We start from the raw sequence: 12,761 nt of genomic DNA on the forward strand, positions 1-12,761 counted from the left end.
CCGTTCATGAACCCACCATCTTTGTTTTGGCCGGTACTGCGAACCGGCGTTTGTCTGCTGGCATTTGGCGCCGCCGCCCAGGCCGGCCTGCTGCGCGACCGCCTGCTGGAGCGGCGCGCGGTGCAGCAGGAGCAGGGCCTCGAGGACGATGGCCCAGTGGGCACGGTGACGCTGCCTGCCGGCGTCCGCGTGCTGCGCGATGTGGCCTATGGCCCGGACGCACTGCAGCGCATGGATGTCTACCTGCCGGCCCAGCCGGTGGGGGCACCGGTGCTGTTCATGGTGCACGGTGGGGCCTGGCGGGTGGGGGACAAGGGTGCGGCGACGGTGGTGCAGAACAAGCTGGCGCGTTGGGTGGGCCAGGGCTTTATCTTCGTGTCGGTGAACTACCGCATGCTGCCGCAGGCCGATGTGCGGGTGCAGGCCCAGGACGTAGCGCACGCCCTGGCCGTGGCCCAGCAGCAGGCGGCGGGCTGGGGTGGCGACGCTGGCAAGTTCATCTTGCTCGGGCATTCGGCCGGGGCGCATTTGGTGGCCTTGCTGGACGCCGCGCCGACCCTGGCGCCGGGCGTGCGCCCCTGGCTGGGCACGGTGGCCTTGGACAGTGCGGCACTGGACGTGGTGCAGATCATGCAGGCGCGGCATATGCGCCTGTATGACACGGCTTTTGGCAGCGACCCTGTGTTTTGGCGCCAGGTGTCGCCAGCAGATGTGCTGCAGGCGTCTGCGGCCCCGCTGCTGGCCGTATGTTCCACCCGGCGCGGCGACTCATGCGCGCAGGCGCGGCAGTTTGTGAGCAGGGCCACCGCGCTGGGTGTACGCGCCAGCGTGCTGGGCCAAGATCTGTCACACCGTGATATCAACCAGCAATTGGGGTTGGAGAGTGGCTATACCCGCGCGGTGGAGTCCTTCATGGGCGGGCTGGACGTGGGTGTGCAGCGCCTATTGGCTGCGCGTTGATGCAATGGCCATGGCCGTGGCTGCTCGCGATCCGAAGGTATTGGCATAGCCCCAGGTGAATTCGGCGCCCAGCAGAAAGATCTGCGCCGAGTAGTACACCCACAGCAAGATCACCACCAGCGAGCCCGCCGCACCGTAGGCCGATGTCACACCGCTGCGGCCCACATACAGGCCGATCAGCGACTTGCCCACGGTGAACAGCAGGGCTGTGAAGATGGCGCCAATCCATACGTCCTTCCATTCCACGCGTGCGTTGGGCATGAGCTTGTAGATCAGGGCGAACATGGCGGCTACCAGGGCAAAGCCACCCACCGCATTGGCCACGGCGGCCACCAGGAACCAGCCGCCGAATACCGGCTCCAGCCAGCGCTCGGTGGCGGTCAGCCCGGCGCTGACCACCAGGGACACCATCAGCAAGAAGCCAATGGCCAGGATCATGCCGAAGGACAGCAGGCGTGCCCGCACCAGCGCGATCCAGCCGCGCGTGGTGCCCTGCGCAGGCACGCGCCAGATGCGGTTCAGCGCGTTTTGCAGTTCGCCGAATACCGAGGTGGCGCCGATGAACAGCAGGGCCAGGCCCAGCAGCGTGGCCAGCGTGCCCTCTGTCGGTTTGTGCACGCTGACCAGCAGGCTCTGCACGGCGGCAGCGCCTTGGTCGCCCATGAAGGACTGCAGCTGCGCCGCGATCTCGCCGCGCGCAGCGGTCTCGCCAAACACCAGACCGGCCACCGAGATGGCGATCAGCAACATGGGCGCCAGTGAAAACAGCGTGTAGTAGGCCAGGGCCGCACCCATGCTGGACGCGTAGTCATTCACCCAGGATTGCGCCACCTGGGTGATCAGTTTCCAGCTGCTGCGGGCCGTCAAGGGAGTGGTGGCAGGGGGCGCGGTATTCATCTGGCTGCATCGTCGCGTAAATGGTCGCCATAGCCTACCAGCCACGGGCGCTCGGCGCTGTCAGACGTTGCCTACAGAGCTACGTGTGTAGGAGTCGGCTTACAGGCAGGCCGCCCCTGGACTGATACAAATTTGCCAGCTGCCGGCCAACAATCATTGCATAGCTCGCCGTGACCAGAACGGCATTTATCCGAGATCAGAAAGAGACCTTATGCAGACCCAGTTAGAACGTTACGCCTCCAAAGTCTTGTTGACCACAGCCATCTCCATGTCCCTCATGGCCTGCAGCAAACCGGTAGACACGGCTGCCAGTACGCCCAGCACCACCGTGGGCACCGAGATCGACGACACCGTGGTCACAGCCAGCGTGCGTTCTGCCTTGCTGGCCGACCCCGAAGTGAAGAGCCTGGACGTCAAAGTGGAAACCCGCAAGGGCGAGGTGCAGCTCAGTGGCTTTGTGGACAACCTGGCCCAAGTCGAACGCATCAGCGCCATCGTCAAGGGGGTTCAGGGCGTCAAGACCATAGACAACAAAATGACGATGAAGGCCAGCGACACCACGGTGGGCAACAAGGTGGACGACGCCATCGTCACCACCCGCGTGAAGGCCGCGTTGCTGGCCGACGAAAGCGTGAAGAGTTTCGACATCGCTGTGGTGACCCGTAAGGGCGAGGTCCAGCTCAGCGGCTTTGTGGACAACCAGGGCCAGATCGACCGCGCATTGCAGGTGGCTCGCGCCGTGGAGGATGTGCACAGCGTCAACAACCAGATGACCCTGAAGAAGTAGCGCCTTCGCGCGCGCGGATAGGACCATCTGACCGCGCCGCGTTACCCGCCACCCCCTGGTACAGCCAGCGGGTGGTTTTTTTGCGTTTGGAACCTGTTCAAGGTCTTTGGTCACACCCTGCATTGCATATATGCCAAGCCCGGGATGCTATAGAAAATGAAGCGGAAAAGCTAAACCCTGTAGGCGCTTGGCCATGGTCGCTTGCTGTGCTTGTCCTACCGTAGGCCGCGTTGGTGTCCGCTTCTGGGCCTGGGGGCTTCTGCCTAGACTGGCCGCATACCAACGCACCACCATGACCACCACCCAGATTCCTTCCAAGCCTCCTGCCGTACGGCTCCAGTTTTCGATCAGCTTGGACTACGCCATCACGGCGCCTGCGTGCGATTTCATCTTCAATATCCATGCGGCCCAGACCTCGCACCAGACGGTAGTGGCGGAGGTACTGAAGATCAGCCAGCCCGTACCCCATAAGCTGTATACCGACCCCGTGACGCAAAACCGCTATCTGCGGCTGACCGCCACCACCGGTGCGCTGAACGTGCACTACGAGGCGACGGTGGAGCTGGCCCATTTCACCGCGCTGCCAGAGAACATCCCTGAGGTCGGTGTGGCCGATATTCCGGGCGAGGTGCTGCAGTACCTATACCCCAGCCGCTACTGCCCATCCGACCGCCTGCACCGCCTGGCCATCAATGAATTTGGCGAGTTGCCGCCTGGCTACAGCCGGGTTGAGGCCATCCACAACTGGGTAACTAGCCGCATCAACTTCCGTTCCAACTCGTCCGATGGCAACACCACGGCTATCGACACCCTGGTGGACCGGGTTGGCGTGTGCCGCGACTTCGCGCATCTGATGGTCGCGCTGTGCCGCGCCGTCAGCATTCCGGCGCGCTTCACCACCGGCATCGACTACGGTGCCGACCCTACCCTGGGCCCGACCGATTTCCACGCCTATGTGGAGGTCTTTCTGGGTGACCGTTGGTACATCTTTGACGCCTCTGGCGTAGCCGTTCCCATGGGCTTTGTGCGCCTGGGTATAGGCCGCGACGCCGCCGATTCGGCCTTTGCCACCATGTTTGGCGCGGTTACCGGCAGCGCCCCCGTGGTGCATATCGAGGCCATTCCCAATGCGCTAGGCAAGCTGGTTTTGCCAAGGCACGTAACGCATGGTTTGTCTACCGACGGCCAGGCGCAGGCTTTCTGAATTCCCTTTTTCCACTGGAGATCTCTATGACAAAAATGAACTGGCCCTTGGCCGCGAGTGCTGTTGCCCTGGCACTGCTGTTTGGTTGCAGCAGCATGAAAACCCCGGCCACCGCCGATGTCGCGGTATCCAAAGCCGCGGTAGACAGCGCAGCCGGTGCCGGCGGGGCAGAGTTCGCTCCGCTGGAGATGGCCTCGGCCCGCGAAAAAATGACCGCCGCCCAAAAGGCCATGGACAACAAGGACTACAAGCTGGCCGCCGTGCTGGCGAACCAGGCCCAGGCCGATGCCAAGCTGGCCCAGGGTAAAGCCAACTCAGCCAAGTCGCAGGCGGCCGCTGATGCGATGCAAGACAGCGTGCGCGTTCTGCGTGAAGAACTCGACCGCGCCAGCAAGTAAACCCCAAGAAAGAACACCATGAAAAAACTCTACGCCACCCCCGTCGCCCTGGCCCTTGCTGTATTGCTCGGCGCCTGCAGTTCCCTGCCCACCAGCACCAGCCTACTGGAGCAAACCCGTAGCGACTACCAGTCGGCCCAGGCCAATTCCGATGTCAACCGCTATGCCCCGCTGGAACTGAAGCAGGCCGGCGATGCGCTGGCCCAGGCCAATGCCTCGGCCGACCACAAGGACAAGCCGGAAAAGGTGGATCAGCTGGCCTACCTGGCCAAGCAGAAGATCGCGCTGGCACGTGAAGCCGCTGTCCAGAAGGCGGCCGAAACCGATGTCGTGAAGGCTGGCAAGGAAAGCGACGCACTGCGCCTGCAGCAACGCTCGAACGAAGCCGACCAGGCCAAGGCCAATGCGCTTGCAGCCCAGCAAAATGCCCTGGTCGCCCAAGGCGATGCTGCCGATGCCCAGCGCAAGACCGAAGAAGCCCGCCGCATCGCCACCGAAGCCCAGACCCGCAACGCCCAGCTCGAAGCCCAACTGGCCGACCTGGCCGCCAAGAAAACCGAGCGCGGCATGGTCATCACCCTGGGCGACGTGCTGTTTGGCACCGACCAGGCAAGGCTGACGCCGGACGGCATGCGCACCGCGCAAAAGCTGGCCGACGTGCTGCAGCAGAACCCGCAGCGCAAGGTGCTGGTCGAAGGCTTTACCGACAGCACCGGTGCCTCCGGCTACAACCAGGAGCTATCGGATCGCCGCGCCGGCGCCGTGCGCACTGCTTTGGCGGGCATGGGCATTGGCAGCGAGCGTGTGGCCATCCGCGGTTACGGCGAAGCCCACCCGGTGGTCGCCAACGACACGGCTGCCAACCGCCAGCTGAATCGGCGCGTGGAGATCGTGCTGTCGGACGATAGCGGTAAGACTATTTCGCGTTGATTTTTAGATGAAACAGGCCTCTGGCGCTTATGGAATAAGCGGGAGGCGCTATCAAAAGCCTAGTATTCAGGCCGCGCGCTGCAGGCGCACAAAGCTGAACGGCAAGCCCGTGCTGCTGGTGTGCGCCTCGCGGTCCGTCTCGGCCCATTCAGGGCCCGAAGCTCGGGGCGAAGGCCTCGCTGTCAAAGTCTTGGGCGATCAAATTAATAGCTATCACCGCTGGATTTATCTACGGTGCAGGCCCATGGGGCTTGTGGTTTCTTTTGGGGTTTGTGGATGCCACGGGCATCCCTGACCGGGAGCCGCCCCGGCGAGCGAGATACTTGTGCGCCGAGCATGAGCGCACTCCTGCGGGTGCAAGTCCCGCCGCAAGCAGATCACAGCGAGCGAAGCGCAACTGCATGAGGGTGACCGAGTGTGGGGCGGAAGTGTAGAGCGTAAATTGTGGGGTCAAGCGGATATGGCATTGCGGGGTGCTGGCTGCCAGGTGCAAGGGTGTCAAGCTGGAGGCGGCACGGCTGGCGCTGAGCATGCCTGCTTGCAACCCCGAAGCGCAGGAATCGGCGCGGGACTTCATGGTGCGGGTGGGGCGCATCGATGTGTTGCTGTGTCCGTGCTGCAAGAGTGGCACCTTGCAGGTTGTCGCGGTGCTGGCGGTTGCCTATGCCGCCAAGCCCAGTATCCCTGGTGCGGCCAACGCAGCGCGGGCCGCCGTGAGGGTGCGGGGTGGGGGTTCAGGCGCTGCTTGGTCGGGCACTTGGCGGGGTGTTCGGGGTGGCGCAGCGTGTGCTGCGGGCCTGGGCGCTGGCAGGCCACAGCGCCCAGGCAGATGGGCACACCCAACCCGCCTGGTATGTCGGGGTGGGTGCTTGCGTCACAGAAATGAATGTCCGAAAACGTCCCGACTCGGGCCATAATTTGCGTCCATCGGCAGGGACTGCTTGAGCAATCCCCTGTATCTTCACCAACGACCATTCGGGGCGTGGGTTCAGTCCCACAAGGTTTATCCGCCGCGTATGAACATCGCCTCGTCTCTTGCATCGCTGCGCGGCAGATACACGCCATTCGTTAGGCTTCGACCAATGAAAAATTTTCTCTTCGTACTTACATTACTCTCTTTGACTTCGCCATGTTTCGCCACCGGCGAGACAATCACTATCGCCCCTGTTAAGAAGGCTCCTAAGCACCAGGGGAAAATTTATGCCACGGAGAAAATATCTGTTTCTGGGCAACTTCAAACAGTTCCAATGGGCGGAGCAATGCTAACTCTGCAGTCAACCAACTTCGGACAAATCTTATTGTTTAGCCCTTTCGCCCCTTCAAAGGATATTCAAAGTCGCCTTGAGAAAATTGAAGGAAGGCACGTTACGGTAACTATTTCAGGCGCATTACTCACAACATGCTCTGCTTCCGAACTTCGCCAAGCCAACAGAGTTGGGTGTCGTGAGTTCGACAACACAAAGGAAATAGAAATAAAACCTTGGTAAGCATACTTATCATGTAGGACCAACTTTAAAGTACAACAAGGCAGTCAACGCGGGCGCTTAAGGGCGTCCGCGCACTACGTGCGCTCCAATGCTTGGGCGCCGGTTACTTCTACGTTATGTTTCTGGAGAATGTTGATGCTCGGACCCATCGCGTATCTTATATGTGTGGCGACAGGCAGTGTGGGCTCGGTAACTTACGTGGTGGTTCGCTTGCGTAGAGGCGCGCGCGGTGGACTCGCAATGTTGCATATAGGACTCGCGGCTCTGTTGTGCGTGATCGTGTTGGGAATCCCGGCCGGCAATTTTTATTCGCACGGCTTTGACATTCCGTGGTGGACCTTTGGTTTATTCGGCAGCGTGTGCATGTTGCTATCGGCAGTAGTCGCGTTGGTCGTCACTCGCGTTGTAAGGCGTGAGAAACATAACAAACCCATGCAGCCGACGTGCGAAACGCACGCGGCTGATGGGTGACGTTAAACCCCGGAATCAACTCGATCGGCTCAAGAGCGACAGGTTGGGCGTGTTCATTTGCCCCCCCCCACAGCCTTCGAAAATGTTGTTTTAAGCGGAGCCGTGGAATGAAGCGTTCAAGTCACATGCGTTGTTGGGCTGCTCTTCTGTGTGCATCACTTTCTGGTGCAGTGCAGGCCTCATACGTGTGATGCACGTGTTCAATCGCCGACACCGTAGTCAGCGTGCCCCAGTTGAGGCGAACGTATGTCAACGAACCAAGCGGGCAAAAAGTTGAGCGAGAAATCCTTACCTTCAAGATTAGGGCCCATCGTGCAACCAGCAATGGTCGAGCCGATAACGATTACGCTGAGACCTTCAACGGAAAGAGGATCGACGTGCTCCTCGACGCCGCCATTTCTCGGGCGAAGCCTATTCGAAAAGACGATCGACTTACGCTCAACTACATCGCCAAGGACAATGGCGCTGTGGCCCGTTGGGAGCGCTTCTCGTTGCCACTCAATTGAAAGGTAGAAATAGGTGTCAGCAGGTGAGCGCGTGGTCTTACCCCTTACAGGGACTTCCAAAGTAGTCAAATAAGAAACGGTATTTTTCTAATTCCTTAGAAATCGGTATTCCTTGCGTTGGCATGCACGGAAGCGGCTGTACACGCGGAACAGACTGCACATCTACAGACGCCCTTGTTGCACTGGTTTTTCAGTGCGGACCCAGATACGAACCGCTCAACGGGGCTCATTCCGTTCCCGTGGTTGCTGCAATGGAATTGCACCACAAAGGATTAGTCGGGCTTGGCCGCTGCCGGTCTGACCTGTTACTGCATCTTCGGACTTGCGTTTTGCAAGGAGTCCGATAACTTTTTGTCCAGCAGTGCTAAACCGTTTCAAGCCTTTTAGGCCGCGACCGCAGATATTTTCTGCGGTAGGTGCTATCAAAAATATAGTATTCAAATCCCACGTTGCAGGCGCACAAAGCTGAACGGTAGGCCCGTGCTGCTGGTGTGCGCCTCGCGGTCCGTCTCGGCCCATTCAGGGCCGAAGCTTGGGGCGAATGCATCGCCGTCAAACGCCACACCGATCTCGGTGACCACGGCGGTCTGTGCCAGCGGCAAGGCCTGCGCATAGATCTCGGCGCCGCCTATCACCCAGGCATCAGTATCGGCCGGACACAGTGCTGCAGCCTCGGCAATCGAGCCGGCCCGCAAGGCGCCCTCGGCCTGCCAGTCGGCTTGCCGCGTCACAACGATGTTCACGCGTCCCGGTAGCGGCCGAAAGCGCGCCGGCAGCGAATCCCAGGTCTTGCGGCCCATGATGACCGGGCAGCCCAGCGTGGTGCGCTTGAAGTGCGCCATGTCCTCCGGCAGATGCCAGGGCAGGGCGCCGTTGACGCCGATCACGCCATTGGCGGCACGCGCAAAAATCAGATGCAGCTTCATACTGCCACCGGCGCCTTGATGGCCGGGTGGTATTGGTAGTCCAGCACCTCGAAGTCTTCAAACTCGTAGCTGAAGATATCGGCCGGCTTGCGCTTGATGTGCAGCGTCGGGTAGGGGTAGGGCGCGCGGCTGAGTTGCTCGTTCACCTGGTCCACATGGTTGCTGTAGATGTGGCAGTCGCCACCGGTCCAGATGAAGTCGCCCACCGCCAGGTCGCACTGCTGCGCCACCATGTGTGTGAGCAGCGCATAGCTGGCGATGTTGAAGGGCACACCCAAAAATATATCGGCGCTGCGCTGGTACAGCTGGCAGCTGAGCTTGGCCTGTCCTGAGCCTGTCGAAGGGGCCACGTAGAACTGGAAGAATGCATGGCAGGGCATGAGCGCCATCTTGTCCAGATCGGCCACGTTCCAGGCGCTGACGATGATGCGGCGGCTGTCGGGGTTGGTCTTCAGGGTCTTGATGACTTCGGCGATCTGGTCGATATGCCCGCCCGGATTTTCAGGGGTAGGCTTGGGCCAGCTGCGCCATTGCACACCATACACCGGGCCCAGGCTGCCGTCAGGGCGGGCCCACTCGTCCCAGATGCTGACGCCGCGTTCCTTCAGCCAGTTGTTGTCGCTGCTGCCCTGCAGAAACCACAGCAGCTCCTGGATGATGGAGCGCAGGTGCACCTTCTTGGTGGTGACCAGGGGGAAGCCTTCGTTCAGGTCAAAGCGCATCTGGTGGCCGAACACGCTGCGCGTGCCGGTGCCGGTGCGGTCGGTCTTGGCCACGCCGGTGGTATGCACCAGGCGCATGAAATCTTCGTATTGGGAGCGGATGGGGCGGGTCATAAGACCGCGATTTTAAGTCCCCCGCCAAGACCTTACGGGACCACCACCCGGCCCGGGTTCATGAGGTTCTGCGGGTCCAGCGCCTGTTTGATGCCGCGCATCAGCTGCAGCGCCACCGGCGATTTGTAGTGCTCCAGGTGGCCTACCTTCAGGCTGCCCACGCCGTGTTCGGCCGAGATCGAGCCGCCGTGCGCGACCACTGCGTCAAAGACGATGGTGTTGACCTCGCCTTCCTTCTCGCGCAGGAACTGGGCCGGGTCACCCTCGGCCGGGGCTTGCACGTTGTAGTGCAGATTGCCGTCGCCCAGGTGGCCGAAGTTGACTAGGCGTACGCCCGGAATGCGCTCTTGCAGCAGCAGGTCGGTGCTGCGCACGAACTCGGGGATGCTCGACACCGGGATGGAAATGTCGTGCTTGATGTTCAGCCCCTCTTCGGCCTGGGCCATGGAGATGCTTTCGCGCACATGCCACAGCGCATGGGCTTGGGCCAGGTTCTCAGCCACCACGGCATCGGTCACGCAACCTTGCTCCAGCGCCAGTTCCAGCAGGCTTTCGAACTGGGTGCGGGCATGGGTTTCGGACTCGTTGTCCGAGTTCTCCAGCAGCACGCAGTAGGGTACCCCCACGCTCCCCACTTCGTGTGGTTCGCTGCCCTCCGAGGGGGCTGCGCCTGGCTTGGGGCGGCCCGGCGCGGCGGCGGGCGTGTCCAGGTACAGCGGCACGCGTTGCTGTGGGTAATGTTTGGCCACCAGGCTCAGGGCGAACTGGCCCATGACCTCGAAGCCGGTCAGGCCCGCACCCAGGTGCTGGTGCGCCAGGCCCAGCAGCGTGACGGCCGCGTCCAGACTGGGCACGGCGGCCCAGGCGGTGAGCTGGGCAGCCGGCTGCGGGTACAGCTTCACGGTGGCGGCGGTAATGATGCCCAGCGTGCCTTCGCTGCCGACGAACAGGTTGCGCAGGTCGTAGCCGGTGTTGTCCTTGCGCAGGCCGCTCAGGCCGTCCCATATTTCGCCCTGGGCGGTGACCACTTCCAGGCCCAGGCACAGCTCGCGCGCATTGCCGTAGCGCAGCACCTGGGTGCCACCGGCGTTGGTCGCCAGGTTGCCGCCTATGGTGCAGCTGCCCTCGGCGGCCAGACTCAGCGGAAACAGAAAGCCGGCTTTGTCTGCCGCCTCCTGCAGGCTTTGCAGAATGCAGCCTGCCTCTACCGTCATGGTCAGGTTGGCGCCGTCGATGGCGCGCACCGCGTGCATGCGCTGCAGGCTCAGTACCACTTGCTTGCCCGAGGTGTCGGGCGTGCTGCCGACCACCAGGCCGGTATTGCCGCCTTGGGGCACGATGCTGACACCAGCGGCCGCGCAGGCCTTGACCACGGCAGCCACCTCGGCCGTGCTGCCCGGGCGTACCACGGCCAGCGACTTGCCGCGGCTGCGCTTGCGCCAGTCGTTCTCATAGGCGCTAAGGTCGCCTTCGGTCAGTACATATTGCGCGCCAACGGCCTGGCGCAGGCTTTCAAGCAGGTTTTGCATAGGAAGTGAAAAATTAAGTTGCCGGGACCGCGGCCTTGGTATGTTTGAAGCGCAGGCGTACGTGCAGCGCGCAGGCGGCAAACAGACAGACGCACAGCAGTGCCTCGGCCAGCGCGTACCAGCGGCTGGGTGCGGCGTCGCTGTAGGCGCGCACCACGCCTTCGGTGAAGTACAGCCATACCATCAGGCTGACCCAGCGGTAGGTGTACATGCGGTTCTTCAGCAGGCCGATCAGCGGCACGCACAGGGGCAGGGCTTTCAGGGCCAGCACCACGCTGCCCGGGCGTAGCGGCGCCAGCACCAGCTCCCATGCCAGGCTGAGCACAATCAGGCCCAGCAGGCTACTTACCGCGACGGCGCGGCTCCATTGCACAGATTGGATGTTCGTAGGCATAGCGATGGCATCATAGCGGCCATGCCTACCCGCCTTATTTCCCGCCTAGCCCCCCGCTTGATCCCGCGCCTTGTTCGCCTGTCCCAGCGTTTTGACCAGTTTCTCAAAGATCTGTCGCAATTCCCCTGGAAAACCACCGCCCATACCTTGCGTGAGCGCTTCCGTGAGGACCGCCTGGGCCTGACGGCCAGCAGCCTGACCTTCACCACCTCGCTGGCCCTGGTGCCATTCTTTACCGTGGCGCTGGCCATCTTTACCGCCTTTCCCATGTTCGGCACGGTGCAAAGCGTGCTGCAGCGCTGGCTGGTGCAAAGCCTGATCCCGGACAGCATTGCGCGCCAGGTGCTCGGCTATATGACCCAGTTCGCCAGCAAGGCCAGCAAGCTGGGTAGCGTAGGCCTGGCAGCGGTGCTGTTCACCGCCCTGGCTTTGATACTGACCATAGACCGCACGCTGAACGCTATCTGGCGCGTGCGCCGCGCCCGGCCACTGGGCCAGCGGGTGCTGATCTACTGGGCCGCCATCACCCTGGGGCCGCTGCTATTGGGCGCCAGCCTGGCGCTCACCTCCTATGTACTGTCGGCCTCGCGCGACCTGGCCGACAACCTGCCCGGTGGCGTGCGCTTTTTGTTCAGCCTGTTGCAGATGGGCCTGCTGGCCGCCGGCATGGCGGCGCTGTACCGCTTTGTGCCGAACACCCGCGTTAAATGGGGCCACGCCTGGGTGGGCGGCATCTTTGTGTCCCTGGGCATCGAGGTGGCCAAGCGCCTGCTAACCCTGTACCTGGCCTTTGTGCCCACCTATTCTGTGGTGTACGGCGCGTTTGCCACCTTACCCATCATGCTGATCTGGATCTACCTGGCCTGGGTGATCGTGCTGCTGGGGGCGGTGATTACTGCCTACTTGCCCAGCCTGCTGCAGGGTGTGGCCCGCCGAGCGACCACCCATGGCTGGCATTTTTTGCTGGCCATCGAGGCTCTGCAGCAACTCAGCCGCGCCCAGTCCCGGGGCGAAAAAGGCCTGACCATGGCCCAACTGGGCCAGGCCTTGCAGGTGGACACGTTGCACCTGGAGCCCGTGCTGAACACCTTGAGCAGCCTGGATTGGGTGGGCCGGCTCGACGAGGTGGTGGAGCAGGGCGCTCCGTTGCGCGAGCCGCGCCTGCTGCTGCTGGTCAACCCCGACACCACGGCCTTGCTGCCCCTGGTAGAGCAGCTGCTGCTGACACCCGCGCCCGCTCTGGAAAATTTATGGAAAAAGAGCGACCGACGCAGCATGTGCCTGCGTGATGTGCTCTGAATTCAAGAGCGGATTGGCGCTGGCTTATTCCATCAGGTAGGTGTCATACACCACGGTGTTGCCCTGGCGCATGACATAGCCTACGGCCATGGTGCGGTTGCCAGTATGCAGCGCGTGTCAATGATGGGGGGGTGATG

General features: G+C 62.1%; 13 protein-coding genes and 1 pseudogene. 8 read left to right on the forward strand and 6 right to left on the reverse strand.

The genetic code is table 11. The features are described 5' to 3' along the window. Positions 1-6 precede the first annotated feature (6 nt). Positions 7-960, forward strand: a complete 954-nt coding sequence (locus AC07R0_RS01025; RefSeq protein WP_495103438.1) for an alpha/beta hydrolase — start codon at positions 7-9, stop codon at positions 958-960. On the opposite strand, the gene AC07R0_RS01030 is transcribed toward AC07R0_RS01025, so the two are convergent. Further along, positions 943-1,857 (reverse strand): YihY/virulence factor BrkB family protein, encoded by a 915-nt coding sequence (locus AC07R0_RS01030; RefSeq protein ID WP_495103439.1) that lies wholly within the window; start codon positions 1,855-1,857, stop codon positions 943-945. The two genes, AC07R0_RS01025 and AC07R0_RS01030, sit on opposite strands and share 18 nt — an antisense overlap. Before the next feature lie 211 nt (positions 1,858-2,068). Here AC07R0_RS01030 and AC07R0_RS01035 point away from each other — a divergent pair, with 211 nt between their 5' ends. The 6 genes and pseudogenes from AC07R0_RS01035 (at position 2,069) to AC07R0_RS01060 (ending at position 6,663) form a co-directional block, all read left to right on the forward strand. Further along, on the forward strand, positions 2,069-2,644 hold the full coding sequence (locus tag AC07R0_RS01035) for a BON domain-containing protein (RefSeq protein WP_495098235.1): 576 nt from the start codon (positions 2,069-2,071) through the stop codon (positions 2,642-2,644). A gap of 292 nt (positions 2,645-2,936) precedes the next feature. Further along, positions 2,937-3,848: a transglutaminase-like domain-containing protein gene (locus AC07R0_RS01040; RefSeq protein ID WP_495077137.1), complete on the forward strand. Its 912-nt coding sequence runs from the start codon at positions 2,937-2,939 to the stop codon at positions 3,846-3,848. 26 nt (positions 3,849-3,874) lie between these two features. Then, on the forward strand, positions 3,875-4,246 hold the full coding sequence (locus AC07R0_RS01045) for a DUF4398 domain-containing protein (protein ID WP_495103440.1): 372 nt from the start codon (positions 3,875-3,877) through the stop codon (positions 4,244-4,246). A gap of 18 nt (positions 4,247-4,264) precedes the next feature. Then, positions 4,265-5,176: an OmpA family protein gene (locus AC07R0_RS01050; RefSeq protein ID WP_495103441.1), complete on the forward strand. Its 912-nt coding sequence runs from the start codon at positions 4,265-4,267 to the stop codon at positions 5,174-5,176. Between the two features lie 446 nt (positions 5,177-5,622). Then, positions 5,623-5,893, forward strand: a pseudogene (locus tag AC07R0_RS01055) (IS91 family transposase); the annotation flags it as partial. Between the two features lie 365 nt (positions 5,894-6,258). Continuing rightward, the gene (locus AC07R0_RS01060) at positions 6,259-6,663 is read left to right on the forward strand and encodes a hypothetical protein (protein WP_495103442.1); all 405 of its coding nucleotides are present in this window, start codon (positions 6,259-6,261) and stop codon (positions 6,661-6,663) included. A gap of 671 nt (positions 6,664-7,334) precedes the next feature. Here the strand turns inward: AC07R0_RS01060 and AC07R0_RS01065 are convergent. The 5 genes from AC07R0_RS01065 to AC07R0_RS01085 form a co-directional block, all read right to left on the reverse strand. After that, complete coding sequence (locus AC07R0_RS01065; protein WP_495103443.1) at positions 7,335-7,700, reverse strand: hypothetical protein; 366 nt, start codon at positions 7,698-7,700, stop codon at positions 7,335-7,337. Between the two features lie 377 nt (positions 7,701-8,077). Beyond that, positions 8,078-8,566: a dihydrofolate reductase gene (locus AC07R0_RS01070; protein ID WP_495103444.1), complete on the reverse strand. Its 489-nt coding sequence runs from the start codon at positions 8,564-8,566 to the stop codon at positions 8,078-8,080. Beyond that, positions 8,563-9,402, reverse strand: coding sequence for a thymidylate synthase (locus AC07R0_RS01075; RefSeq protein ID WP_495103445.1), 840 nt, complete (start codon positions 9,400-9,402; stop codon positions 8,563-8,565). Before AC07R0_RS01075 ends, AC07R0_RS01070 begins: the two co-directional genes overlap by 4 nt. A gap of 32 nt (positions 9,403-9,434) precedes the next feature. Beyond that, complete coding sequence (locus AC07R0_RS01080) at positions 9,435-10,931, reverse strand: FAD-binding oxidoreductase (RefSeq protein WP_495103446.1); 1,497 nt, start codon at positions 10,929-10,931, stop codon at positions 9,435-9,437. 13 nt (positions 10,932-10,944) lie between these two features. Then, positions 10,945-11,325, reverse strand: coding sequence for a DUF2069 domain-containing protein (locus tag AC07R0_RS01085; protein ID WP_495103447.1), 381 nt, complete (start codon positions 11,323-11,325; stop codon positions 10,945-10,947). Between the two features lie 21 nt (positions 11,326-11,346). Between AC07R0_RS01085 and AC07R0_RS01090 the strand changes: the two genes are divergently transcribed. Beyond that, on the forward strand, positions 11,347-12,624 hold the full coding sequence (locus AC07R0_RS01090) for a YihY family inner membrane protein (RefSeq protein ID WP_495077144.1): 1,278 nt from the start codon (positions 11,347-11,349) through the stop codon (positions 12,622-12,624). Positions 12,625-12,761: the final 137 nt, after the last annotated feature.

The sequence above is a fragment of the Rhodoferax sp. GW821-FHT07F03 genome (assembly GCF_059418745.1).